The following is a 26,476-nucleotide window of genomic DNA, read 5'->3' as shown; positions in this document are numbered from 1 at the left end:
TGTTAAGGTGATTGCGTTTGCTTAGCTTCATGTGTCTCAACCCTCAAAGGGGCCATAAGCGTGGCCCCTAAAATGTGCTGCTAACGTCAAACATCCCAATCTGACTCAAGGTAGTGCGACTCAATCCAGCGAATCAAGACTGATTTCATCTAAAGACAGGCTGAAACTGGGTACGAAAACTTGCATAAAGTAATCCATTTCAGGGCTTTGGCGCATGGAGAGAGTTTTCTCCAACCGCGCTTTCGCTTGGATGAATTCATTATTGCCGGCCGATAACTCCTCCAGACATTTCAGATAAGCACACAGGGCATCTGCCTGTTTAACCAGGGCTTTTTCCTCTTCGCTGTAATAATGTTCATCCAGTAAACAACGAAAATCATGTTGTAACTCTTTTGGCAGCATTTCGATCAATTTTTGCTGCGCGACTTTTTCTATCTTTTTGTATTCATGTGCAATTTGTGGATTGTAATATTTGATTGGTGTTGGTAAATCGCCGGTTATCACTTCACTGGCATCGTGATACATCGCCAATAGCGCGATACGATCGGCATTAAGATTGCCATTAAATTTACGATTCTTAATGATAGCCAGTGCATGAGCGACAAACGCCACCTGCAAACTGTGCTCGGACACATTCTCTGTGCGAACATTGCGCATCAACGGCCAGCGGTTGATCAGTTTTAAGCGGGATAGGTGAGCGAAGAAATGACTCATAGTTTTCTCTCTTTTTCTTTCTGAATACAGATATGGGGTAGTTTATCAGAGTGGTTATTGAGTTTGGTTGATATTAGTTCGGGTGAATAAGTTCAGTTACTGAATGTTGAATATTCAACATGGGATCTGATTGCGCGTAACATCAAAAGCCAATTCAAAACCCTGGTTTTGATGTTAAAAGCACATTTGAGCAGCCGAGTGAAGAGTGTAGCCAGGGAAATCCGGCTTGGACGCCGGGTTTAGGTGTCACGCGCAGGGAGCCGCGTAAAGCTGCCCCGTTAGCGAAATGATGAGTCGAGGGCATCCACGAAGTGGGCTGGCAATACGTGCGAAGCGCGGGGTTGCACAAGGGAGCCGCTGCCCCCTTGCCGGTTGAGGTGGTTAGGTAAACTATAAAACTTTAACAACCGAACTCACCTCCTAGCCGAATTCACCATCAAATCGAACTCGCCAACCTGCCGACAGAACATCCAATAAAATAATTACTGATGGTATGTCTCTAAGAACCGCCCTAACTTTCTAACAGCCATTTCCAACTCATCCACTCGCGGTAATGTCACAATCCGCACATGATCCGGGTACGGCCAGTTAAAGGCACTGCCTTGCACCAGTAATACTTTTTCCTGCAACAGCAGATCCAATACCAGTTTCTGATCGTCGTGCAAGTTAAACTTTTTGGCATCAATGCGCGGAAACATATATAACGCACCCTGAGGTTTCACGCAGGAAACACCCGGAATCTGATTGATTAGCTCCCAGGCGCGGTCACGTTGTTCATACAAACGCCCGCCAGGTTGGATAAACTCACTGATGCTTTGATAGCCACCCAGTGCCGTTTGAATGGCATGTTGCATTGGCACGTTGGCGCACAACCGCATGGATGCCAACATTTCCAACCCTTCAATATATCCTTTGGCATGTTTTTTCGGCCCATTCAATACCATCCAGCCCTGACGGAAACCGGCTACACGGTAAGTTTTGGACAAACCGTTGAATGTCACCGTCAGTAAATCTGGTGCCAGAGCAGCAATTGAATGATGCTGAGCTTCATCATATAAAATCTTATCGTAGATCTCATCGGCGAAAATAATCAGGTCATTTTGACGGGCAATTTCGACAATCTCCAGCAACAGCTCTTTGCTGTATACCGCGCCAGTCGGGTTGTTTGGGTTGATAATCACTATCCCACGAGTCCGCGGGGTGATTTTACTGCGGATATCATCCAAATCAGGGAACCAACCTGACTCTTCATCACACATATAATGCACAGCTTTGCCGCTTGAAAGCGACACTGCCGCCGTCCATAAAGGGTAATCTGGGGCTGGCACCAGCATTTCATCACCAAGATTCAGCAATGCTTGCATGGATTGCACTATTAACTCAGAAACGCCATTCCCAATGTAGATATCCTCAACCGTCAGGTCGCGCATATCGCGGGCCTGATAGTGCTGCATAATGGCTTTGCGCGCCGAAAACAGGCCTTTGGAATCGCAATAGCCCTGTGCGGTCGGCAAATTACGGATAACATCTACCAGAATTTCATCCGGTGCATCGAAACCAAACGGGGCAGGGTTGCCGATGTTGAGTTTCAGAACCTTGTTACCTTCTTCTTCAAGACGCTTAGCTTCTTTTAGCACTGGGCCACGAATGTCGTAGCAGACGTTGTCCAGTTTGCTGGATTTCTCAATGGGGGACATAAAAAATTGAGCCTTTTGCTGGTAAAAGCGTGTCCTCAGCGTGGAACACTGCAAGGTGTCCAATGTACTCCGACGCCGCTAATTTTTGAAGTTATACCCGTCATTTTTCAAACTTCAGCTGTGTTGACTGTTTCCGCTTATGTTCTCACCTGGATTGTTATGTCCAATTGATGAGTTTTTCTGAAGTTTTATCCAGGCTGGTTTTAATATAAATAACCATTAATAAAAATAGTTCTCATTAAGGTTGAGATCCCTTTTTTAGAGGTGACCATTTTATGGTCTCTCGGGTATTGGTGTCCAACTATGCTGTATTGCAGCCTTAAATATCTCAATTCAACAGTTTATTTCATCATACATATTTGGTTATGCAAAAAAATGGAATTATGTAAATAGGAAAACTATTAAGAATGTCTAATGTTACCCTTAAAGTTCATTATCAAACACCTAGTGTTAATAGTTGAATTTTCTCAGTTAGATAAAAAAAGCATAGAGAGATACATTGATATTTTTTAATATTTATTAACTAGTTAACTTTGATTTTTTAATTAAAATGGCGTCAACAGCTTTTATATAGGCCTGATAACAGCCGGTTTTATAAAGAAAAAAAATCTTCATTATCGAAAATTTAGCCATTTTGTATGACCGGTTTTACAAACAAATACCGAGTTCTACCAATAGTTTTTTATAAAAAGAGATAGCGGTAACGAAATATAAGTAAATTTTTTGCCCTACTCTAATGAGTGGGGTACTGTCATACTTAGCATTGTTCCTTATTGATGATGCTGATACTTAAACACCAGGGTAGTTTGTAATTAGAATTCAAAAAAGTGAAGAATACACTATGACAACCGCAAATCGTCCGATAATTAATCTCGACCTCGATCTGCTTAGAACCTTTGTAGCTGTTGCTGACTTAAATACTTTCGCCTCTGCTGCGGCAGCGGTTTGTCGAACTCAGTCGGCAGTTAGCCAACAAATGCAACGGTTAGAACAGTTAGTTGGTAAGGAGTTATTTGCCCGCCATGGGCGTAACAAGTTACTTACTGAACATGGTCTCCAGTTACTTGGCTATGCCAGAAAAATATTACGTTTCAATGATGAAGCTTGTACGTCACTTATGTACAGCAATATAGAAGGGTCGCTTATTATTGGCGCATCTGATGATACTGCCGATACATTACTGCCTTTCTTGCTAAACCGAGTGGCGACGCTCTATCCTCGACTGGCAATAGATGTGCGGGTAAAACGCAGCCCACTTATTGCAGATATGTTGAGCCAGGGCGAAGTGGATTTGGCTATTACTACAGCCAAGGTCGATACTCATCCTCATGTTTTCTTAAGGACATCACCGACTCTTTGGTACTGTTCCGCCGATTATCAGTTCCAGTCTGGCGAATCAGTGCCTTTAGTGGTGATGGATGAGCCAAGCCCCTTTCGCGATATGGCAATAGAGCATTTAACTCGAGCGGGAATTGCGTGGCGCATTGCTTATGTTGCCTCTTCACTTTCTGCCATTCGAGCGGCAGTCAGAGCTGGGTTGGGTGTGACCGCCAGACCCATTGAGATGATGAGCCCTGACTTACGCGTGTTGGGTGAAGCAGAAGGGCTGCCGCGTCTGCCGGAAACAAATTACTCGCTATGTAAAGGCAATCAGTGTGGTAACGAATTGGCATCTGCTATTTTCGATGCCATGCAGGCCGGCCATCAACATAGCTTACCGCTGGGTTCGGATTTAATCCTAGGCTCTGATTATTTAACAGACGATAAAAACTAGCGTTCATCTCAGGAATTTATCATAAGCCCCTTATTTTAGGGGCTTTTTTTTTGTTTTTTTAGTAAGACATTCTTTTTTGTTCACTTAAGTTTAATTTAACCTCTTAAAGGTCGCTTTACTGAGCTTATGGGTATTTTACAGTCTTGGATTTCAGCTAATAAAGCTGATTAGCTTAGGATTTGATGCAGATTTTATTAATTACTACTTATTAAAACACTGTTTCATTATTAATGAATACCAAATGGTCACTTTTAATGCTGAATATTTATGAAATAACACTCAAAACGTGTTCTGGATCAAAAAAATACCCCTAGCTAGTGAGTGGAAGAACCGGTTATTCCTGAGACAATGGTATAGTTAAACAGAATTATTCATGTTGGTTTATATGTGTATGTTCTGACTTAACTAATTACTGACTCGATTTAGCTTACCGAGTCGCACCAAATGTTAAGTTAGATCGTGCGTTTGTAAATTAATCTGTAGTTACTTTTGTCAAAGTTGACAAAAGGTTACTGAAAGGAGTAAAAAGCCCACAGTAAAACACTGGCTAAACAGTTGTAATAACAGTGTGTTTTGTGTGGTTTTTTATCCTTCCCTTTGAATCGATGTGGTGCACTAACTGCCAATACAAGAGCAGGATGTTCGACACCACTTTTGATGAGTAAGCAATGAGTATGTCAACAACCACTGAAGTTATCGCTCATCATTGGGCGTTTGCTGTATTCCTGATCGGCGCTATCGGGCTGTGCGGTTTGATGCTCTTGGGGGCATTCTTCCTGGGCGGCAGAGCTCGTGCCCGGGCCAAACACGTCCCCTATGAGTCTGGTATTGACTCAGTAGGCTCTGCGCGTATGCGCCTGTCTGCTAAGTTCTACCTGGTCGCCATGTTCTTCGTTATTTTCGATGTTGAAGCCCTGTACTTGTATGCATGGTCAATCTCTATCCGTGAGAGTGGCTGGGTCGGCTTTATCGAAGCAACCATTTTTATTTTGGTGCTCTTGGCTGGTTTGGTTTATCTGGTGCGCATTGGCGCTCTGGATTGGACTCCTGCGCGCTCTAATCGCCGCGTGAGCAAACCGAGCATCGTCAAGTACGCCAGCAGTCATCCGCAAGATAGTGGTCAATAAATACAGCGAGGCATTAACATGGACTATACGCTCACCCGCATAGACCCTAACGGTGAGAACGACCGTTACCCCCTGCAAACTCAGGAAACCGTCAGCGGCGATCCTCTCGAGCAACATGTCCACCGTAGTGTTTACATGGGTAAACTTGAGAACGCCATGCATGACATGGTGAACTGGGGGCGTAAAAACTCTCTTTGGCCGTATAACTTCGGCCTTTCTTGCTGTTATGTAGAGATGGTGACGTCGTTCACCGCCGTGCATGACGTCGCCCGTTTCGGTGCAGAAGTATTGCGTGCTTCGCCGCGTCAGGCCGATTTTATGGTGGTGGCGGGTACTTGCTTTACCAAAATGGCCCCCGTCATTCAGCGTTTGTATGAACAAATGCTGGAACCTAAATGGGTTATTTCTATGGGCGCCTGTGCTAACTCTGGTGGCATGTACGATATTTATTCTGTAGTCCAGGGCGTAGATAAATTCCTACCAGTCGATGTCTATATTCCAGGTTGTCCACCGCGCCCGGAAGCTTATATGCAAGCACTGCTGTTGCTACAGGAATCTATCGGTAAAGAGCGCCGTCCTCTTTCTTGGGTTGTTGGTGATCAAGGGGTTTACCGCGCCAATATGCAGCCAGAAAGAGAACGTAAGCATGCTGAACGAATTGCAGTAACTAACCTGCGTACCCCTGACGAGATCTAAACCTGTTATTTTTGAAAGAAAATAGTAGGTAAGAACTTGGTACGTAAGTGATTTGTTCTTGGGTGGAACTGTTTTTCTTCCAGAACATGTGTGCGGCAAATGACCACAAATGACACATTCAGTGTGGTGAAAAAACAGTGTGGTGAATAAATAATGACCGATTTAACGACGTCCGATAGCACCCAGCCGGCATGGCAGACCCGTGATCATCTTGATGATCCGGTGATTGGTGAACTGTCGAACCGTTTTGGGCCAGAGGCCTTTGTTGTTCAAGCCACCCGTACCGGTATGCCCGTGGTATGGGTCAAACGTGAACAATTACTGGAAGTAATGACGTTCCTAAGAAAACAACCGAAGCCGTATGTCATGCTGTTCGACTTGCATGGTGTGGATGAGCGCCTTCGAACTCACCGCCAGGGCCTCCCTGAAGCGGATTTTTCTGTTTTCTATCATTTGCTTTCCATCGAACGCAACCGCGACATTATGCTGAAAGTGGCACTGTCTGAAAAAGACCTGCACCTGTCCACAGCAACCAAGATTTTCCCTAATGCCAACTGGTATGAGCGCGAAACCTGGGAAATGTTCGGTATTACTTTTGATGGTCACCCGCATCTGACGCGCATCATGATGCCGCAGAGTTGGGAAGGTCACCCGCTGCGTAAAGATTACCCAGCCCGTGCTACCGAGTTCGACCCTTATGTGCTGACCAAGCAGAAAGAAGATCTGGAAATGGAGTCTTTGACTTTCAAACCAGAAGACTGGGGCATGAAACGTGGAACCGAAAACGAGGACTTTATGTTCCTCAACCTCGGCCCGAACCATCCCTCGTCACACGGTGCATTCCGTATCGTGTTACAGCTTGATGGCGAAGAAATTGTCGACTGCGTGCCAGATGTGGGTTACCACCATCGTGGCGCGGAGAAGATGGGCGAACGCCAGTCTTGGCACAGCTACATTCCTTACACCGACCGCATCGAATATTTGGGTGGTTGCGTTAACGAAATGCCTTACGTGCTGGCAGTTGAAAAACTGGCGGGCATTGAGGTACCGGATCGCGTTAAAACCATCCGCGTCATGCTGTCTGAACTCTTCCGCATCAACAGCCATTTACTCTATATCAGTACCTTTATCCAAGACGTTGGCGCAATGACGCCGGTGTTCTTCGCCTTTACCGACCGGCAGAAAGTGTATGACTTGGTTGAAGCCATCACCGGTTTTCGTATGCACCCGGCCTGGTTCCGTATTGGTGGCGTAGCCCACGACCTGCCGCGTGGCTGGGAACGTCTGCTGCGTGATTTCCTTGACTGGATGCCAAAACGTCTGGATTCCTACGTCAAAGCCGCTTTACAGAACAGCATCCTCAAAGGGCGTTCTGTTGGCGTTGCCGCCTATAATGCTAAAGAGGCTTTGGAATGGGGGGTGACCGGCGCTGGCCTGCGCGCTACGGGCGTCGAGTTTGACGTGCGTAAATGGCGTCCATATTCCGGTTATGAGAACTTTGATTTTGAGGTTCCAGTCGGTAATAACGGCGACTGCTATGACCGCGTGATGCTGAAAGTGGAAGAATTACGTCAAAGCCTGCGCATTCTGGAGCAATGTTATAAAAACATGCCAGAAGGGCCGTTTAAGGCTGACCATCCATTGACCACACCGCCACCGAAAGAGCGTACGCTGCAACACATCGAAACGCTGATTACTCACTTCCTGCAAGTTTCATGGGGCCCAGTGATGCCAGCTAACGAATCATTCCAAATGGTTGAAGCGACCAAAGGGATCAACAGCTACTATCTGACCAGTGACGCGAGCACCATGAGCTATCGCACTCGGATACGTACCCCAAGTTATGCCCATTTGCAGCAGATCCCATCGGTTATCCGTGGCAGCCTGGTATCTGACTTGATCGTCTATCTGGGCAGTATCGATTTTGTAATGTCTGATGTGGACCGCTAATTATGAGCAACCAAAAAGAGACTCAGGTAACTAACGAAAACCAAAATGTGGCGGCCCTGGCAGTCAATGCGGCTGAGCCTGCGACCACAGCTGAAGTTTTCGAATTGAGTGCTGAAGAACGTGATGCTATCGAACATGAAAAGCACCATTACGAGGATGCCCGCGCTGCGTCAATTGAAGCACTGAAAATCGTGCAGAAAAAACGTGGTTGGGTGCCAGATGGGGCGATTTATGCCATTGCTGATGTGCTGGGTATCCCGGCCAGTGATGTTGAAGGTGTCGCGACATTCTACAGCCAGATCTTCCGCCAACCTGTTGGCCGTCATGTGATTCGTTACTGTGACAGCGTGGTGTGCCACATCACCGGCTATCAGGGGATCCAAGCGGCAATTTCGAAAAAACTCAGTATTCAGCCGGGTCAGACCACTTTTGACGGCCGCTTTACCTTGCTGCCAACCTGCTGTCTGGGTAACTGCGATCGTGGCCCTACCATGATGATCGACGACGATACTCACAGTTACCTGAAACCTGAAGATATTGAGAAGTTACTGGAGCAATATCCATGACCGCCAATTCAGGTTTTACTAAAAACGTTATCCGGACACCGGAAATGCACCCGCTGACCTGGCGCTTGCGCGATGACAAACAGCCGGTATGGCTGGATGAATATCGCAGCAAAACAGGGTATTTGGGCGCAGAAAAAGCCTTAAAAGGCATGGCACCTCCTGATGTTGTTAGCTTAGTCAAAGACGCGGGCCTGAAAGGGCGTGGCGGCGCGGGCTTCTCCACCGGTTTGAAGTGGAGCCTGATGCCAAAAGACGAAAGCATGAATATTCGGTATCTGCTGTGTAATGCCGATGAGATGGAGCCGGGCACCTACAAAGACCGTCTGCTGATGGAGCAATTGCCTCATTTGCTGGTGGAAGGGATGCTAATCAGTGCCTTTGCCCTGAAAGCTTACCGCGGCTATATCTTCCTGCGTGGCGAATATATTGAAGCTGCCGTTAACTTGCGCCGTGCTATTGCCGAGGCCACCGAAGCTGGTTTGCTGGGCAAAAATATCATGGGCAGCGGCTTTGATTTTGAGCTGATCGTCCATACCGGCGCTGGCCGCTATATTTGTGGTGAAGAAACGGCGTTGATTAACTCGCTGGAAGGCCGTCGCGCTAACCCGCGTTCCAAGCCGCCTTTCCCTGCATCTTCAGGGGTTTGGGGTAAGCCAACTTGCGTAAATAACGTTGAGACGCTGTGTAACGTTCCGGCCATTCTTGAGCATGGTGTGGAGTGGTACCAGGGGATTACCGCCGGTAAAAGTAATGATGCCGGTACCAAATTGATGGGCTTCTCTGGTCGGGTGAAAAATCCGGGCCTGTGGGAATTGCCTTTTGGTATCACGGCCCGTGAAATTCTGGAAGATTATGCCGGTGGCATGCGCGATGGCTTGAAATTCAAAGCCTGGCAGCCGGGCGGCGCAGGGACTGACTTCCTGACCGCTGACCATCTTGACTTGCCGATGGATTTTGAAAATATCGCTAAAGCTGGCAGCCGTTTGGGCACGGCATTGGCGATGGCGGTAGACCACGAAATTGGCATGGTTCCGCTGGTGCGTAATCTGGAAGAATTCTTTGCCCGCGAATCCTGCGGCTGGTGTACCCCGTGCCGTGACGGCCTGCCGTGGAGTGTGAAAATTCTGCGCGCGCTGGAACGTGGCGAAGGTCAACCAGGCGACATTGAGACGCTGGAACAGCTTTGCCGCTTCTTGGGCCCGGGCAAAACCTTCTGTGCTCATGCGCCGGGTGCGGTTGAACCACTACAAAGTGCGATTAAATATTTCCGGGAAGAATTCGAAGCCGGGATCGCCACTAAAGACTATGGCAATACCCGAGCCATAGCCGGTATTCAGCCTAACCTGTTAAAAGCGCGCTGGTAGCAGCATTGATGCCCTTGCTGTTTTCAGTAAGGGCCAGATTTTTTGATTAACGCTTGTAAACGAACCGTTTAAAGTCGTCGTGAGCGCCGGTCAGACGAGGAAAAAATCAGAAAGAAAGCAGAGTTTACTCTGGTAAATGAGCATTTCGGGCTGATTTTTGACGAAGTATCACCGAGCGCAACAGACATTAAACGTGTTCACGCACAGGCCACTTGGAAGCATGCATATGGCTACGATTCATGTAGACGGCAAAGAATACGACGTAAATGGGGCCGACAACCTGTTACAAGCTTGTCTCTCCCTGGGACTCGATATTCCTTATTTTTGCTGGCATCCGGCGCTGGGAAGCGTCGGCGCTTGCCGCCAATGTGCGGTAAAGCAATACCAAAACGCCGATGATACCCGTGGGCGTTTGGTTATGTCCTGTATGACCCCGGCCACCGATGGAACTTTTATTTCCATCGATGACGGCGAAGCCAAAGCATTCCGTGAGAGTGTGGTTGAATGGTTGATGACAAACCATCCGCACGATTGCCCGGTCTGTGAAGAAGGGGGTAACTGTCATTTGCAAGATATGACAGTGATGACCGGCCACAGCTTCCGTCGCTATCGCTTTAGCAAACGGACACACCAAAATCAGGATCTCGGGCCGTTTATCTCTCACGAAATGAACCGCTGTATCGCCTGTTATCGCTGTGTGCGTTACTACAAAGATTATGCTGATGGCACAGACTTTGGTGTCTACGGTGCGCACGATAACGTCTACTTTGGTCGTACTGAGAGTGGCACGCTGGAAAGCGAGTTCTCCGGTAACCTGGTAGAAGTGTGCCCAACCGGTGTGTTCACCGATAAAACCCATTCCGAGCGCTATAACCGGAAATGGGATATGCAGTTTGCGCCAAGTATCTGCCAACAATGCAGTGTGGGTTGCAACACCAGCCCCGGTGAACGTTATGGTGAATTGCGCCGTATCGAAAACCGCTACAACGGCAGCGTAAACCACTACTTTATGTGTGACCGCGGCCGCTTTGGTTATGGCTACGTCAACCGCAAAGACCGCCCACGTCAACCACAGCAATTACGGGGTAATGACTGGATCCACCTGAACGCCGAACAGGCGATGCAAGGTGCGGCAGATATTTTGCGTCAGGCGAAGAAAACCATCGGTATCGGTTCACCGCGCGCCAGTCTGGAAAGCAACTTTGCTTTGCGTGAACTGGTGGGTGCGGAAAACTATTACACCGGCATCGCCACTGGTGAGCAACAACGCCTGCAATTGATGCTGAAAGTATTACGTGACGGCGGTATCTACACCCCGGCACTGCGCGAAATTGAAAGCTACGATGCGGTGCTGATTCTGGGTGAAGATTTGACTCAGACTGGCGCACGTATCGCGTTGTCTGTTCGTCAGGCAGTGAAAGGCAAAGCGCGCGAAATGGCAGCAGCACAGAAAGTGGCTGACTGGCAAATCGCCGCCATCATGAATATCGGTCAGCATGCTAAACATCCGCTGTTTATCACTAACGTTGATAACACCCGCATGGATGATATTGCGGCATGGAATTACCGTGCGCCAGTGGATGACCAAGCCCGTTTAGGTTTTGCTATTGCGCATGCGCTGGATGAGTCAGCCCCGGCGGTTGATGATTTGGCGAAAGAGTTGAAAGGCAAAGTGGATATCATCGTGCAGGCGTTGGCCGGTGCGAAAAAACCATTGATTATCAGCGGTAGCAGTGCGGGCAGCGATGCCATCATTGAAGCGGCAGCGAACGTGGCGAAAGCCCTGAAAGGTCGCGGTGCTGATGTCGGTATCACTTTTGTTGCCAGTGCTGCAAACAGCATGGGCTTGGCAATGATAGGCGGTGGTTCACTGGATCAGGCCCTCGAATTGCTGAGCCAAGGTGATGCAGACAGCGTTATCGTGATGGAAAATGATCTGTATCGCCATGCAGCGAAAGATAAAGTCGATGCTGCGCTGGAGAAAGTCGCTAATCTGATCGTGGTCGATCATCAGCGCACTGAGATAATGGATAAGGCAGATTTGATTCTGTCGGCTGCCAGCTTTGCTGAAAGCGACGGTACGTTGGTCAATCAGGAAGGCCGTGCTCAGCGCTTCTTCCAGGTTTATGACCCAACGTATTACGATGACCCGAAAAAACCAGAAAGCCGCAGTATCATGCTGGAAAGCTGGCGTTGGTTGCATTCCCTGCACTCAACTTATACCAGCCGCCATGTAGACTGGACTCAGCTTGATCACGTGATCCAAGCTTGTGTGGCTGCATTGCCGCAGTTGGAAGGCATTGTTGAAGCCGCGCCGGATGCGACATTCCGTATCCGTGGTCAGAAACTGGCGCGTTCGCCGATTCGTTACAGTGGCCGTACTGCCATGCGCGCAGATATCAGTGTGCATGAACCACGTCAGCCGCAGGATATCGATACCCCGTTTGCCTTCTCAATGGAGGGGAACAACAGCCCACTGGCCGACCGTCAGCAGATTCCATTTGCCTGGGCACCAGGTTGGAACTCACCGCAAGCATGGAACAAGTTCCAGGCAGAAGTGGGTGGCAAACTGCGCTTTGGTGATCCAGGTGTGCGTCTGATTGAAGCCGGGGAGGGGACGCTCGGTTACTTTGATTCCGTACCGGCAGCCTTTAGCGCGAACTCGGGTAGCTGGCAGATTGCACCTTACTATCACCTGTTTGGTAGTGAAGAAATGTCGCAGCGCTCAGATGTTATTATGCAGCGGATGCCAGCACCTTACGTGATGGTCAATCCGGCAGATGCTGCCACTCTTGGGGTTAACCTCGGTACGTTAGTGGAATTCAACTGCGCCGGACAGACACTGCGTCTGCCAGTGCGTCTGAGTGAAACCTTGGCTCAGGGTCAGGTTGGCTTGCCGCTTGGCTTACCGGGTATTTCGCCGATTATGGTGGGTGCGCGAGTTGAGAATCTGCGGGAGGCAGTGCTATGAGCTGGTTTACCCCTGAATTGATTGAGATTTTAATCTCTGTCCTGAAAGCGGTAGTGATTCTGTTGGTGGTAGTGACCTGCGGCGCATTTATGAGCTTTGGCGAGCGCCGCCTGCTGGGTCTGTTCCAAAACCGCTACGGGCCAAACCGGGTGGGTTGGGGCGGGTCATTGCAGCTGGTTGCTGACATGATCAAAATGTTCTTCAAAGAAGACTGGGTTCCGCGCTTCACCGACCGGGCTATTTTTACCCTGGCCCCGGTGATTGCCTTTACCTCACTGCTGCTGTCTTTTGCCATCGTCCCGGTCAGCCCGACCTGGGCGGTTGCAGACCTTAATATCGGCATTTTGTTCTTCCTGATGATGGCGGGGCTGGCGGTTTACGCCGTGTTGTTCGCCGGTTGGTCGAGTAATAACAAATATTCTCTGTTAGGGGCGATGCGCGCATCGGCACAAACCCTGAGCTACGAAGTGTTCCTTGGCCTATCTTTGATGGGCGTAGTGGCACAGGCGGGCTCATTCAACATGCAAGATATTGTTAACTCTCAGGAACATGTCTGGAATGTTATCCCGCAATTCTTTGGTTTCTTGACCTTTGCTATTGCGGGTGTGGCAGTTTGTCACCGTCATCCCTTTGACCAGCCAGAAGCTGAACAAGAACTGGCCGATGGTTACCACATTGAATATTCCGGTATGAAATTCGGTTTGTTCTTCGTCGGTGAATACATTGGTATCGTGACTGTCTCTGCACTGATAGTCACCTTGTTCTTTGGTGGTTGGCAAGGCCCGTTCTTGCCGCCATTTATCTGGTTTGCGCTGAAAACGGCTTTCTTCATGGTGATGTTCATTCTGATCCGTGCATCCTTGCCGCGCCCACGTTATGACCAAGTGATGTCATTCGGCTGGAAAGTTTGCCTGCCGTTGACCCTGCTGAATCTGCTGGCGACTGCCGCGGTCATTTTGTACAACGCTCAATAAGGGGTGAATGAACCATGACGTTGAAAGAGTTAGTGGTTGGTTTCGGCACCCAAGTGCGCAGCCTGTGGATGATTGGCTCCCATGCCTTCCACAAGCGCGAAACCCTAATGTATCCGGAAGAACCGGTTTACCTGCCGCCGCGCTACCGTGGCCGAATTGTGCTGACGCGCGATCCGGATGGCGAAGAGCGCTGTGTTGCCTGTAACCTGTGCGCCGTGGCTTGCCCGGTTGGCTGTATTTCATTGCAGAAAGCCGAGCACAAAGACGGTCGCTGGTATCCGGAGTTTTTCCGTATCAACTTCTCCCGCTGCATTTTCTGTGGTTTGTGTGAAGAAGCTTGCCCGACTACCGCAATCCAGCTGACGCCGGATTTCGAAATGGGTGAGTTCAAACGCCAAGACTTGGTGTATGAGAAAGAAGACTTGTTGATCTCGGGGCCGGGTAAATATCCGGAATACAACTTCTACCGGATGTCCGGTATGGCGATTGATGGCAAGCCGAAAGGCGAAGCCGAAAATGAAGCCAAACCGATCGACGTTAAAGGTCTGATGCCTTAGGAGCCAGCTTCCATGGAATTTGCATTTTATATTGCAGCATTGGTGGCAGTGGTGGCGACTATTCGCGTTATCACTCATACCAACCCGGTACATGCGCTGCTGTACCTGATTATCTCTTTGCTGGCTATTTCAGCCGTGTTCTTCTCACTGGGCGCATATTTTGCCGGTGCGTTGGAAATCATCGTGTATGCCGGTGCCATTATGGTGCTGTTCGTGTTCGTGGTGATGATGTTGAACCTTGGCAAGGTTGAAGAACAAGAACGCGAATGGCTAAAACCGAGCGTATGGATTGGCCCCGGTTTACTGGCTCTGGTGCTGTTGTCGGTACTGATTTATGCCATTAGTTCGGTAACGGATTCTGGTATTAGCGGTGAAATGGTGGATGCCAAAGCCGTCGGTATCAGCTTGTTCGGCCCTTACGTACTGGCAGTGGAACTGGCTTCAATGCTGTTGCTGGCCGGTCTGGTGGTTGCCTTCCATATCGGGCGTGAACATAAGCCGGGTGAAGTCATGGGCGCCAGTGATTCAGCGAAAAGAAAAACGGAGGAACAAGCATGATCCCTCTACAACATGGCCTGATTTTGGCGGCCATCCTGTTTGTGCTGGGGCTGACGGGGTTGCTGATTCGTCGCAACCTGCTGTTTATGCTGATAAGCCTTGAAGTGATGATCAACGCAGCGGCGCTCGCCTTTGTGGTGGCGGGCAGTTATTGGGGTCAGGCTGACGGTCAGGTGATGTATATCCTGGCTATCACGCTGGCGGCAGCGGAGGCCAGTATTGGTCTGGCATTGCTGCTACAGCTGTATCGTCGCCGTCATACTCTGAATATCGATACAGTCAGTGAGATGCGCGGATGAACCTATTATATTTAACAATTCTGCTGCCACTGCTGGGCTTCTTGCTGTTGGCATTCTCCCGTGGGCGTTGGTCTGAAAATACCTCCGCTATTGTCGGGGTTGGCTCTATTGGTCTGACTGCGCTGGTGACCTTGTATGTTGCTGTCGATTTCCTCAGCCAGAAAGCGACCGGTGTTCAGGTCTTTGATCAGCACCTGTGGAACTGGATGTCTGTCGGCACCTTTAACATTCCACTTACCCTGACGTTGGACGGCTTGTCGCTGACCATGCTGTCGGTGGTGACGGGCGTTGGCTTCCTTATCCACATGTATGCCTCTTGGTATATGCGTGGGGAAGAGGGTTACTCCCGTTTCTTTGCTTACACCAACTTGTTTATCGCCAGTATGGTGGTGTTGGTGTTGGCAGATAACCTGATGCTGATGTATCTGGGTTGGGAAGGGGTGGGATTGTGCAGTTACCTGCTGATTGGTTTCTATTATACCAACCCAGCTAATGGCGCTGCGGCGATGAAAGCCTTTATCGTGACCCGTGTGGGTGATGTGTTCTTGGCCATCGCGCTGTTTATCCTGTATCAGGAATTGGGCACGTTAAATATTCGCGAGCTAATGGTATTAGCACCACAGAAACTGGAAATGGGCTCTACCGCCATTACCTGGGCGACGCTGATGCTGTTGGGTGGCGCGGTCGGTAAATCGGCGCAGTTGCCATTACAGACATGGTTGGCTGATGCGATGGCTGGCCCGACACCGGTTTCCGCACTTATCCATGCGGCAACCATGGTCACCGCCGGTGTGTATCTGATTGCTCGTACGCATGGCTTGTTCCTGATGGCACCAGAAGTTCTGCATCTGGTGGGGATTATTGGGGCGGTTACCTTGGTGTTAGCCGGTTTTGCCGCACTGGTACAAACCGACATCAAACGGGTCTTGGCCTATTCCACCATGAGCCAGATTGGCTACATGTTCCTGGCGCTCGGCGTTCAGGCGTGGGATGCGGCTATCTTCCACCTGATGACCCATGCCTTCTTTAAAGCCTTACTGTTCCTCTCCTCTGGTTCAGTGATTTTGGCCTGTCACCACGAGCAAAATATTTTCAAAATGGGCGGTTTGCGCAAGACTATCCCATTGGTTTATATCTGCTTCCTGGTGGGTGGTGCGGCGCTGGCAGCATTGCCAATCGTCACCGCGGGCTTCTACAGTAAAGACGAAATTCTGTGGGGCGCATTGGCCAGTGGCCATATCAACCTGATGGTTGCAGGGCTGGTTGGGGCATTCCTGACTGCGTTGTATACCTTCCGCATGATATTTATCGTGTTCCACGGTGAGCCAAAAACCAAAGCACATCCTGTTAAAGGGATAACTCATAGCTTGCCGCTGGTCGTGTTGCTGGTGTTGTCGACATTTGTTGGCGCGCTAATAACACCCCCACTGGCAGGTGTATTGCCAGAGCTTCACTTTGGTGACGAGGGCAAAATGCCACTGGAAATCTTCTCTGGTGTGCTGGTGGTTATCGGTATTGCATTGGCAGCGGTTCTGTATCTGGGCAAACGTCAGTTGGTAAACAGCATCGCGCAAAGTGCGCTGGGCCGCTTCTTTACGGTCTGGTGGTTCCACGCGTGGGGCTTCGACTGGCTGTACCATAACCTGTTTGTTCGCCCGTATCTGTGGATCGCAAGATTGTTGCAACGCGATCCGCTGAACTCACTGATGAATACCCCGGCGGTACTTTCGCGCTGGAGTAATCGTGGTTTGACTCTCAGTGAAAATGGACAGGTGCGTTGGTATGTCGCGTCTATGGGTTTGGGTGCAGTCGTTGTACTGGCTCTGTTGCTTTTCGTTTAATTAGGGACACAAAACGCCATGCTATTACCTTGGCTAATTCTTATCCCCTTTATCGGCGGCTTACTGTCTTGGCAGTGTGAACGCTTCGGTACCAGAGTACCGCGCTGGATAGCGCTACTCGCGATGGGGCTGACATTGGTGCTCTCCCTGCAACTGTGGGTGCAGGGCAACTATTCACTGATTAATCCAGCGGGTATTCCGCAGTGGCAGTCAGAATTCATCTTGCCGTGGATCCCACGGTTTGGTATTGAATTCCATCTGGCACTGGATGGTTTATCACTGCTGATGGTGGTGCTGACGGGCCTGTTAGGGGTGCTGGCTATCCTCTGTTCATGGCGCGAAATTCAGCGCAACCAGGGCTTCTTCTACCTGAATCTGTTGTGGATTCTGGGTGGGGTAATCGGCGTGTTCCTCGCCATCGACATGTTCCTGTTCTTCTTCTTCTGGGAAATGATGTTGGTGCCGATGTACTTCCTGATTGCGCTGTGGGGCCACAAAGCATCAGACGGTAAAACTCGCATCGCGGCGGCGACCAAGTTCTTCATTTATACCCAAGCCAGTGGCCTTATCATGCTGATAGCCATTCTTGGGCTGGTGTTTGTCCATTACAAAGCCACTGGCGTTTGGACTTTCAACTACGAAAACTTGCTGAAAACGCCGATGTCCCACCATGTCGAATATCTGCTGATGCTGGGCTTCTTTATCGCCTTCGCGGTAAAAATGCCGGTGGTGCCATTGCACGGTTGGTTGCCAGATGCACACAGTCAGGCACCGACGGCGGGTTCTGTCGACTTGGCGGGGATTTTGCTGAAAACCGCGGCCTATGGTTTGCTGCGTTTCAGCTTGCCATTGTTCCCGAACGCATCGGCTGAATTTGCCCCTATCGCCATGTGGTTAGGTGTTATCGGCATCTTCTACGGCGCGTGGATGGCATTCTGCCAGACGGATATCAAACGCCTGATTGCTTACACCAGTGTGTCACATATGGGCTTCGTGCTAATTGCTATCTATACTGGCAGCCAGTTGGCCTACCAAGGTGCGGTTATCCAGATGATTGCTCACGGTCTTTCTGCTGCGGGGATGTTCATCATCTGCGGTCAGTTATATGAGCGCCTGCATACACGTGATATGCGCCAAATGGGCGGCCTGTGGGGAAGAATCAAATACTTGCCGGCGCTGTCGCTGTTCTTTGCGGTGGCAACATTGGGGATGCCGGGTACCGGTAACTTCGTTGGCGAATTTATGATCCTGTTCGGCAGCTTCCAAGTGGTTCCGGTGATTACCGTGATTGCTACTTTTGGGCTGGTTTTTGCTTCGGTTTACTCGCTGATTATGATGCAGCGTGCTTATTACGGCGCGCCAAAATCACAAGAAGCATTACCGGGCATGAGTGCCAGGGAACTGTCCATCATCCTGCTGTTAGTGGTGTTGTTAGTCTTGCTGGGGGTTTATCCGCAGCCAATTCTTGACACCTCCCATGCTGCGATGAGTAATGTACAGCAGTGGTTCTCAGCTTCACTTCTTACAACAACAAGGCCGTAATTCGCCATGACAATAACTCCTCAACAACTGATCGCAATGCTACCGCTGTTGATCGTCGGATTGACGGTGGTGGTTGTGATGCTGTCCATTGCGTGGCGACGCGATCATTTCCTGAACGCCACTCTGACGGTTATCGGGCTTAACATAGCGCTGTTGTCACTTTACTTTGTTGGCCAAGTCGGGCCGATGGATGTCACGCCGCTGATGCGGGTTGACGGCTATGCGATGTTCTACACCGGGCTGGTGATTGTTGCCAGTCTGGCGACCAGCACCTTTGCTTATCCGTGGCTCAGTGGCTATCCGGATAACCGCGAAGAATTCTACCTGCTGGTGCTGATTGCCACCTTGGGGGGCATTCTGTTAGCCAGTGCTAATCATCTGGCTTCGCTGTTCCTCGGTATTGAGCTGATTTCCTTGCCGCTGTTTGGTCTGATTGGTTATGCCTATCGCCAAAAGCGCTCACTGGAAGCCAGTATCAAATATATGTTGCTGTCTGCGGCGGCATCGTCATTCCTGCTGTTCGGTATGGCGCTGTTGTATGCTGAATCCGGTAGCTTGTCTTTCGCCGGTCTTGGTAAAAGTCTGAGTGACTCGGTGATTCACCAGCCACTGATTTTGGCAGGGCTCGGGATGATGATTGTGGGCCTCGGCTTTAAATTGTCACTGGTGCCATTCCAACTGTGGACGCCGGATGTGTATCAGGGCGCGCCTGCTCCGGTATCTACCTTCCTGGCAACTGCCAGTAAGATTGCTATCTTTGCCGTAGTGATGCGCCTGTTCCTGTATGCTCCTGCCGCTGACAGTGAAGCCATTCGTCTGGTGCTGTCACTGATTGCGGTGGCATCGATTCTGTTCGGTAACCTGATGGCTATCAGCCAGACCAACATTAAGCGTCTGCTGGGTTATTCCTCTATCGCGCATCTTGGCTACCTGCTGATTGCGTTGGTGGCGGTACAAACCCATCAGTTGGCATTGGAAACTGTGGGTGTCTATCTGGCCGGTTATCTGTTTAGCAGCTTGGGTGCCTTCGGTGTGGTCAGCTTGATGTCCAGCCCGTACAAAGGCCCGGATGCAGAATCTCTGTTCTCCTACCGTGGGTTGTTCTGGCATAAGCCGATTCTTTCTGCGGTGATGACAGTGATGATGCTATCACTGGCTGGGATCCCAATGACACTGGGCTTTATCGGTAAATTCTTTGTCGTGGCAATGGGTGTCAGTGCTAACTTGTGGTGGTTGACCGGTGCTGTCGTATTGGGCAGTGCTATTGGCCTGTATTACTATCTGCGAGTCACTGTCAGCCTGTTCCTTAGCGCGCCTGAAACCTTGGTTCGTGACACCCCCAATAACTGGGCATTGACTGCCGGTGGTGTGGTGGTGCTGATTTCTGCGATTCTGGTGCTGTTCTTGGGTGTCTACCCGCAGCCGTTGATTTCACTGGTTCAATTGGCGCAACCCTTGATGTAATGAACCGTTAGCTCGGTACTTCCAACCCCCTGCCAGTTTCTGCTGACAGGGGGTTTTGTTTTATGGGGATTCGCTGGATACAGTGGTTATAGTTTTTCATTAAGGTTATTTAAGTTCAATCTAGGGTAAAGCATGGAGGAGCAAGTTTAATTCATTTGAGTATCCTGATACGTGAATTTAAACATTATTACTAAGGATATTTATGTGGAGTTGTGGAATTCAAACTCATTCACCTGAGAGTCATAGCTATTATATCAAAGGCGATAGCGTCGATGATGTTATATCGACGCCAAATGCAGATGAGTTGGTTAAAAACGGTAATTTTTTCAAAGATAAAACAGCAATTAATTTCGCGCTTAATGAAGCAAAAGAAAACGAAATCTTTAATGCAATCATTATCGAGAACGCTTACCACTCAATTAATGGGAATTATTGCTATATAAATAATCCTATCGTTAATCAATTAGATATGGCGAATATCATTGCCAGAAAAGCATCTAAACTCTTGCAGGAAGAAATAGATAAAGGAAATCCGTACTATGTGACAGCAGGATCAATACTAGACCAACTTATTGTAGCTGAGGTAAGTGGCGTCAACGCGATTGACATCAATAATAGTGATTGGGTAGCTAATAACCCATTAACCAAGGCAATGAAACTTTGCATCGGAGATAATCATGACCAAGCCGATATTAATGCGGTTATCTCAGATAGAGTCATCCAGTATTACCAGTATAAAATGGGAGAGCAAGATTCTTTAGATTTAGATAACCATGTTAAAAAATTGACTGGAACCATGCTTTTCACTATTTCCGGCAGCCAAAAAAATAACAGCATGGTTACTGACCAAGATAATTTTATTAGAGATCTCATTGAACTTGGTAACAAACCGGCCAGTAATAAACGTGATGCGGTATATATTTCAAGTTATGCATAGTTTTTTGTGTGACATAAGTCACATTAAAAATGATGGTAAAAATATGCTTACATTATTTTTGTGACTAAAATCGATAAAATCACACCTTAATTCAGGTAAACTGCGCGAATTTCACCCTATACAAATTGCATCTAACACTTTTGCGCAGGTAAATGCTGATGAACATTATTCTGATGATTGCCATTACGACGGGTATTCTCTCGGGTATCTGGGGTTGGGTAGCGGTCAGTTTGGGGCTTCTTAGTTGGGCGGGTTTTCTTGGCTGTACTGCGTATTTTGCCTGCCCGCAAGGCGGCTTGAAAGGGTTGCTTATCACGTTGCTCACCTGCGCGAGCGGGGTATTTTGGGCGATAGTGATTATTCAGGGCAGCGCATTACAACCGGAGTGGGCCATCCTTGGGTATGTGCTCACCGGCGTTGTTGCATTTTTGATGTGTATCCAGGCTTGCCAGCAATGGCTGTCATTTGTCCCCGGCACCTTTATTGGTGCCTGTGCCACTTTCGCCGGTAATGGTGATTGGAAATTGGTTTCGGTCTCTTTGCTGGTTGGGTTGATATTTGGTTATGCGATGAAAAACAGTGGGTTATGGTTGGCTGCAAGGCGGAATAGCCAAAAGAGCATGGCTCCTTTGCAGCCCTCTGTAGATTCAGATTAGTGGGGATTTGGTTTGGTCATTAAGAGTCCGGTGGCAACTTACCTGAGTAAATACAGGATGTTATCCACCGGATTTATCATAAAATCACAGCAGATGATTCGCAACCTTAACCACTATCTTGCGCAGTGGGGCGACTTCAGCCAATGTGCCCATGGGGCGATGTAATTCGCCAGGGAATAACAGCACGATATCACCGGGGCTGAGGGTTAACAGGGTTTCAGTCGTTATCCCTTCAAACAGACCATAATCCCGCTCAATATCAAAATCCATTGTCGGGCGCTGGCCCTGAGTTGAAGGGGAAGCCCCAATCACCTCACTGCCTTCCAACAAAATATGAATATCAATGTAATAACGATGTAATTCAGGGAGTTGTTCATATAATGGCTTTGTCGTAGCGATAATATGATTCAAGTAAATCTCGCGGCCTTCAATTTCTTGCTCACCGGCGGGTAGATTGACCAAATCCATCTTGCTAATCGCCGCCAATGTGCGACGGATGGCATCTGGGTACAGTGGGTTATTCACCGCATTTTTCAGTTCATCAAGTATCATAACTATTCCTATATGCCTGCGGGTCTATTTCGCCGCGGGATTTAAGCACAATGGCTCAGGTTATCTTCCTGCGCCAGTGCAGCAATACAGTGTTCTACAACACTGACCACGTCGGGTGATATATCGATTTCAATCACATCCGGCTCATTGGTATCAGGGGCTTCCAGTGTTGCGAACTGGCTCTTTAACAGGCTCTCTGGCATAAAATGCCCGGCTCGTTGCTGCATTCTGTGTAACACCAAATCGTAATTGCCGGTCAACCACAAAAAACGTATTCCTTGATTACCGGCGCGTAGGCGATCGCGATATTGTTTTTTTAGTGCGGAACAGACTAAAAAGCCCACTTCGTTTTTCTGTTGCAAGCTATACGCCACATCACTTAAGCGCTCCAGCCAAGGGGCGCGGTCTTGATCATTTAGGGGCTGACCTGATGCCATTTTTTGAATATTGGCGCGCGGATGCAAATCGTCGCCATCAATAAACTTGGCATCCAGTGCCTGTGCCAGCAGCTGGCCGACACAGGATTTTCCGGTGCCGGAGACGCCCATGACGATAATGCATTTACCTGTCATAACTTCCCTCGGTTACTTATTAATGAGCTATCTAACCAAAGCCATTGGGGGATTAAACCGCCACCACCATGCCACCATCGACAAACAGTAAATGCCCATTAACAAAATCGGACGCCTTGGACGACAAGTATACTGCCGCGCCAATTAACTCTTCTGGGTCACCCCAGCGGGCAGCCGGAGTGCGTTTGCACAACCAATCAGTGAAGGCTTTATCGTCGACCAGCGCTTTTGTCATCTCTGTTTTGAAATAGCCAGGAGCGATACCATTGACCTGAATGTTGTATCTGGCCAATTCGACACACATCCCGCGGGTCAACATTTTGACCGCACCTTTAGATGCAGCATAGGGGGTGATAGTGTCGCGACCCAATTCACTTTGCATTGAGCAAATATTAATAATTTTGCCGCGTTGACGTTTAACCATATAGCGAGAGACTGCTTGTGAAACCAGAAATACAGATTTTTGGTTTACCGCAATCACGTCATCCCAATCTTTTTCCGGAAATTCGGTAAAGGCGTGGCGGCGTTGAATTCCTGCATTATTAATTAAAATATCAATAGCACCAATATTACTTTCTATTTGTTCGATAGCAGCATTAACAGCATCATGGTCAGTGACATTAAAGGCTGCGGCATGAGCAATAAAACCGTTAGCACGTAATTCAGTCACTGCTTTTTCAGCGCGTTCTGCGGTAATATCATTAATAATTATTTCAGCACCAAATTCAGCCAAACCTTTTGCTAATAAAAAACCAATACCCTGAGCTGACCCGGTGATTAATACTTTACGTTTTTCTAACGAAAATAAATTCTTCATAATAAATTCCTGATGGCGCTCATTAGGCGACACATAAAGTAAATGTTAATTCCTGATTACTGATTTACGGGCACAGTGAAAACTTAATGTCCAACAATATGAAAAAACACAATTATTTTTTCTACAGCTTATTAGCTTATTTTAATCGCGAACGAAATTATATTAATGCTGGTGGCATTCACATTGATTCAGTCGACTGAAAACATGTGCCTATCAAACCGTTTTTTGCTTGGTTAAACTGTGATGAAGATCACTTTAAATCATGTTACAGCAAGCTGTTACCTCTTACGTGAGCAACATCGCTCTGAGGATGAGGAAACAGGGTTTTCAGGGCTGACTTTACTCATTTTAGTAAGTGAGTTAGTAACAACCTATTGATAATAAACTAACTTAATAAGAAATAGCATGATTGTTATTGTATTTAAAACCCGTAACATGCTTTTCATTATTGATGCTAACAGTGCATAATCATGCCAGTCTTTCCACACTCTTGTTCCAGGTATATGCCATGAAAAACCAGCGTGTTACGTTACAGGATATCGCGTTACTTGCCGGCGTGACCAAAATGACAGTCAGCCGTTACTTACGCACGCCGGAAAAAGTGGCCCCAGAAACGGGGGAGCGAATTGCTCAAGTCATGGTTGAAGTCAATTACAGTGCGGACCCTGATGGGGAAAACAGTATTAATCAAAAAATCCCGCGTATTGGCATCTTAATTCCTTCCTTTAATAACCAGATTTTCTCCGATTTACTGGCAGGCATTGAATCTGTGACCGCTGCCAGTGGTTACCAGACATTAGTGGTGAATTATAACTACAGTAAAGAACGCGAGGAAGAACAGATAGTTAATCTGCTATCCTGCCAGATTTCCGGGCTTATTCTTACCGACTCTGAACATACCTTACGCGCTGATAAATATTTGAATGCTGCAGAACTTCCGGTGGCGCAGGTGATGGATCTGGAGCCTCAGTTCAACCGCATTACGGTGGGTTTTAATAATTATCAGGCGGCCTATGACATGACGGCGACATTGCTGGCCAGTGGGAAGCAGAATATTGTCTATTTTGGCTCGATGTCTGATGCACGAGATCGCAAACGATATCAAGGATATAGCCAGGCTATTAGTGATGCTGGTTTTGTGCCTTTGCATATTACCCCGAACAAAGTCTCTTCTGTTTCTATCGGTGCTGGCATGTTGGCATTGGCACGACAAATGTATCCACAGCTCGATGCTATTTTTTGTACTAATGATGATATGGCCGTGGGCGTGTTACAAGAATGCTTGAAACTGGGAATCGGGGTGCCTGCTGATATGGCTATTTCCGGTTTTCATGGGTTGGATATTGGCCAGGCCACCACTCCGGTACTTGCCAGTGTCACGACCCCACGTTTTGAAATGGGCAAAGTTGCCGCTGAAATTTTGATTAAGAAAATCAAAAAAATCCCGACAATTGAACAGGTTGACCTTCATTATCGTATTTCACTTGGTGGCACAATTTAACCTTGTATTGATTAACCCTAATTAGGGTTACCCCCCAAATCTGCCATTGTGGTTATCGATGGCAGTACCGAACGCTCCTCACCCCGCTCTGTTTTGCGTCTTCCTGTCCATAACAACTCATGCCAGTTGATAACATTTTCATTGATTCACAACCTAAATTATTAACGCACATTTGATTGGCTGAAACAATTCAGCTGATGCAATGATAGGTTGGTCACGTTACCGGTAACATCTTTTCTTAACATGATTTACAGTGAGCTGAGTCACAAAATAAAACATTGAAAACAGGTCTTATAACGACATTCGCTGAATGGCTCAATCATCTGAAGATTATCTGTTGCCATTCTGGTTTTTGATTTATTGACATGATCAGGTACTCGTAATGAAAAACAGCAAACAAGCCGTATTGATTATCGCCCCGGTAATGGATTATTTGACTGAGAAGCTGGAACAAAATTTCAGTGTTCATAAACTCTTCCAGCTTACTGATCCTGCTGCATTTTTGGCAGAGCAGGGTAAGAATATTAAAGGTATTGTGACTCGCGGTGATATTGGTGTGACCAACGAGGTGCTGGCGTTATTACCAGAATTGCAGATTATCTCAATATTCGGTGTGGGCACGGATGCTGTGGATCTGGATATGACCCGTGAACGCAATATCATTGTTACCACAACGCCGGGCGTGCTGACAGATGATGTGGCTGACACCGCGCTTGGTCTGATTATTGCCACCTCTCGTCGTTTATGTCAGGCCGATAAATTCCTGCGCGCCGGGCAGTGGCCACACAGTAGCATGCCATTATCTTCTAAAGTTACCGGCAAACGTCTGGGGATTTTTGGTATGGGGCGCATTGGCCAAGCGATAGCGCGCCGCGCCACGGGTTTTGATATGCAAATTTCCTATACCGATACCACGCACATTGAACGTCTGCCATACCAATATCTACCTGATTTAATTAGCCTTGCCCAGCAAAGCGATATTTTGGTAGTGGCTATCTCGGGTGGGAAAGACAGTGTCGGTCTGGTGAATAAAGCTATTTTTGCGGCGATGCCAAATCATGCCCTGCTGATTAATATTGCGCGCGGCAGCATGATTAATCAGGATGATTTAATCCATGCATTACAACAGCAAGAAATTGGTGGTGCCGGTTTGGATGTATTTGCAGAAGAACCTAATGTGCCGCAGGCTTTAATTGAAATGGAAAATGTGGTGTTACTGCCGCATATCGCCAGCGCCACAATCGAAACCAGAATTCAAATGAGCGATATTGTATTTTCAAATATTCTGGCACATTTTTCTGGTGAAAAAGCACCGACCGCTATTAATTATTAATTTTTTAAAGATTA

23 protein-coding genes are annotated in these 26,476 nt (G+C 48.1%); 18 read left to right on the top strand and 5 right to left on the bottom strand.

Features of this window, described 5'->3' with window-relative positions; all coding sequences use genetic code 11:
- Positions 1-120: 120 nt before the first annotated feature.
- Both yfbR and YROHD0001_RS08370 read right to left on the bottom strand, forming a co-directional pair.
- Entirely contained in the window at positions 121-714 is a 594-nt protein-coding gene (gene yfbR / locus YROHD0001_RS08365) for a 5'-deoxynucleotidase (RefSeq protein ID WP_004714829.1), read from the bottom strand.
- 482 nt (positions 715-1,196) lie between these two features.
- Positions 1,197-2,411 carry a pyridoxal phosphate-dependent aminotransferase gene (locus YROHD0001_RS08370; RefSeq protein WP_004714828.1) on the bottom strand — a complete coding sequence of 405 codons (1,215 nt, stop codon included), beginning with the start codon at positions 2,409-2,411 and terminating at the stop codon, positions 1,197-1,199.
- Positions 2,412-3,252: 841 nt separating this feature from the next.
- On the opposite strand from YROHD0001_RS08370, the gene rovM reads away from it, so the two are divergent.
- The 16 genes from rovM to YROHD0001_RS08445 all read left to right on the top strand — a co-directional run bounded on the left by rovM (position 3,253) and on the right by YROHD0001_RS08445 (position 21,687).
- On the top strand, positions 3,253-4,185 hold the full coding sequence (rovM, locus tag YROHD0001_RS08375; protein WP_004714826.1) for a virulence transcriptional regulator RovM: 933 nt from the start codon (positions 3,253-3,255) through the stop codon (positions 4,183-4,185).
- A gap of 668 nt (positions 4,186-4,853) precedes the next feature.
- Positions 4,854-5,312, top strand: coding sequence for an NADH-quinone oxidoreductase subunit NuoA (gene nuoA / locus YROHD0001_RS08380; protein ID WP_032816960.1), 459 nt, complete (start codon positions 4,854-4,856; stop codon positions 5,310-5,312).
- A gap of 18 nt (positions 5,313-5,330) precedes the next feature.
- Complete coding sequence (locus tag YROHD0001_RS08385; RefSeq protein ID WP_002210278.1) at positions 5,331-6,008, top strand: NuoB/complex I 20 kDa subunit family protein; 678 nt, start codon at positions 5,331-5,333, stop codon at positions 6,006-6,008.
- A gap of 153 nt (positions 6,009-6,161) precedes the next feature.
- On the top strand, positions 6,162-7,958 hold the full coding sequence (gene nuoC / locus YROHD0001_RS08390) for an NADH-quinone oxidoreductase subunit C/D (RefSeq protein ID WP_004714824.1): 1,797 nt from the start codon (positions 6,162-6,164) through the stop codon (positions 7,956-7,958).
- Between the two features lie 2 nt (positions 7,959-7,960).
- Complete coding sequence (gene nuoE / locus YROHD0001_RS08395) at positions 7,961-8,524, top strand: NADH-quinone oxidoreductase subunit NuoE (protein WP_004714823.1); 564 nt, start codon at positions 7,961-7,963, stop codon at positions 8,522-8,524.
- Complete coding sequence (gene nuoF / locus YROHD0001_RS08400) at positions 8,521-9,888, top strand: NADH-quinone oxidoreductase subunit NuoF (RefSeq protein WP_032816959.1); 1,368 nt, start codon at positions 8,521-8,523, stop codon at positions 9,886-9,888. Before nuoE ends, nuoF begins: the two co-directional genes overlap by 4 nt.
- A gap of 226 nt (positions 9,889-10,114) precedes the next feature.
- A complete protein-coding gene (nuoG, locus tag YROHD0001_RS08405) occupies positions 10,115-12,859 on the top strand; it encodes an NADH-quinone oxidoreductase subunit NuoG (RefSeq protein ID WP_032816958.1) in 2,745 nt (914 codons plus the stop codon).
- Positions 12,856-13,833, top strand: a complete 978-nt coding sequence (gene nuoH, locus YROHD0001_RS08410) for an NADH-quinone oxidoreductase subunit NuoH (protein ID WP_032816957.1) — start codon at positions 12,856-12,858, stop codon at positions 13,831-13,833. The genes nuoG and nuoH overlap by 4 nt, the downstream gene beginning before the upstream one ends.
- A 14-nt stretch (positions 13,834-13,847) precedes the next feature.
- The gene (gene nuoI / locus YROHD0001_RS08415; protein WP_004714819.1) at positions 13,848-14,390 is read left to right on the top strand and encodes an NADH-quinone oxidoreductase subunit NuoI; all 543 of its coding nucleotides are present in this window, start codon (positions 13,848-13,850) and stop codon (positions 14,388-14,390) included.
- 12 nt (positions 14,391-14,402) lie between these two features.
- The gene (nuoJ, locus tag YROHD0001_RS08420; protein ID WP_004714818.1) at positions 14,403-14,948 is read left to right on the top strand and encodes an NADH-quinone oxidoreductase subunit J; all 546 of its coding nucleotides are present in this window, start codon (positions 14,403-14,405) and stop codon (positions 14,946-14,948) included.
- On the top strand, positions 14,945-15,247 hold the full coding sequence (nuoK, locus tag YROHD0001_RS08425) for an NADH-quinone oxidoreductase subunit NuoK (protein ID WP_032815102.1): 303 nt from the start codon (positions 14,945-14,947) through the stop codon (positions 15,245-15,247). The genes nuoJ and nuoK overlap by 4 nt, the downstream gene beginning before the upstream one ends.
- Entirely contained in the window at positions 15,244-17,088 is a 1,845-nt protein-coding gene (gene nuoL / locus YROHD0001_RS20320; RefSeq protein ID WP_032816956.1) for an NADH-quinone oxidoreductase subunit L, read from the top strand. The genes nuoK and nuoL overlap by 4 nt, the downstream gene beginning before the upstream one ends.
- Positions 17,089-17,106: 18 nt before the next feature.
- Complete coding sequence (gene nuoM / locus YROHD0001_RS20315) at positions 17,107-18,630, top strand: NADH-quinone oxidoreductase subunit M (RefSeq protein WP_004714815.1); 1,524 nt, start codon at positions 17,107-17,109, stop codon at positions 18,628-18,630.
- A 6-nt stretch (positions 18,631-18,636) separates the two neighbouring features.
- Positions 18,637-20,094 carry an NADH-quinone oxidoreductase subunit NuoN gene (gene nuoN / locus YROHD0001_RS08440; protein ID WP_032816955.1) on the top strand — a complete coding sequence of 486 codons (1,458 nt, stop codon included), beginning with the start codon at positions 18,637-18,639 and terminating at the stop codon, positions 20,092-20,094.
- A gap of 202 nt (positions 20,095-20,296) precedes the next feature.
- Positions 20,297-21,031 carry a hypothetical protein gene (locus YROHD0001_RS19455; RefSeq protein WP_004714813.1) on the top strand — a complete coding sequence of 245 codons (735 nt, stop codon included), beginning with the start codon at positions 20,297-20,299 and terminating at the stop codon, positions 21,029-21,031.
- Between the two features lie 158 nt (positions 21,032-21,189).
- Complete coding sequence (locus YROHD0001_RS08445; protein WP_032816954.1) at positions 21,190-21,687, top strand: DUF1097 domain-containing protein; 498 nt, start codon at positions 21,190-21,192, stop codon at positions 21,685-21,687.
- Positions 21,688-21,771: 84 nt separating this feature from the next.
- Here the strand turns inward: YROHD0001_RS08445 and YROHD0001_RS08450 are convergent, their stop codons facing one another.
- Genes YROHD0001_RS08450 through idnO form a run of 3 tightly spaced genes read right to left on the bottom strand, consistent with a single transcriptional unit; the run spans position 21,772 to position 23,628 of the window.
- Complete coding sequence (locus tag YROHD0001_RS08450) at positions 21,772-22,239, bottom strand: NanQ anomerase/TabA/YiaL family protein (RefSeq protein ID WP_004714811.1); 468 nt, start codon at positions 22,237-22,239, stop codon at positions 21,772-21,774.
- Positions 22,240-22,280: 41 nt separating this feature from the next.
- Positions 22,281-22,811 carry a gluconokinase gene (locus tag YROHD0001_RS08455; protein WP_004714810.1) on the bottom strand — a complete coding sequence of 177 codons (531 nt, stop codon included), beginning with the start codon at positions 22,809-22,811 and terminating at the stop codon, positions 22,281-22,283.
- 52 nt (positions 22,812-22,863) lie between these two features.
- Positions 22,864-23,628, bottom strand: a complete 765-nt coding sequence (gene idnO / locus YROHD0001_RS08460) for a gluconate 5-dehydrogenase (RefSeq protein WP_032816952.1) — start codon at positions 23,626-23,628, stop codon at positions 22,864-22,866.
- Between the two features lie 508 nt (positions 23,629-24,136).
- On the opposite strand from idnO, the gene YROHD0001_RS08465 reads away from it, so the two are divergent.
- Both YROHD0001_RS08465 and YROHD0001_RS08470 read left to right on the top strand, forming a co-directional pair.
- Positions 24,137-25,129: a substrate-binding domain-containing protein gene (locus YROHD0001_RS08465; RefSeq protein ID WP_032816951.1), complete on the top strand. Its 993-nt coding sequence runs from the start codon at positions 24,137-24,139 to the stop codon at positions 25,127-25,129.
- Positions 25,130-25,511: 382 nt separating this feature from the next.
- Positions 25,512-26,462, top strand: coding sequence for a 2-hydroxyacid dehydrogenase (locus YROHD0001_RS08470; RefSeq protein ID WP_004714805.1), 951 nt, complete (start codon positions 25,512-25,514; stop codon positions 26,460-26,462).
- Positions 26,463-26,476 lie beyond the last annotated feature (14 nt).

The sequence above is a fragment of the Yersinia rohdei ATCC 43380 genome (assembly GCF_000173775.1).
Classification (GTDB): Bacteria; Pseudomonadota; Gammaproteobacteria; order Enterobacterales; family Enterobacteriaceae; genus Yersinia; species Yersinia rohdei.
The sequence above is the reverse complement of the archived record's forward strand: the minus strand, read 5'-3'. Positions and strand labels throughout refer to the sequence as shown.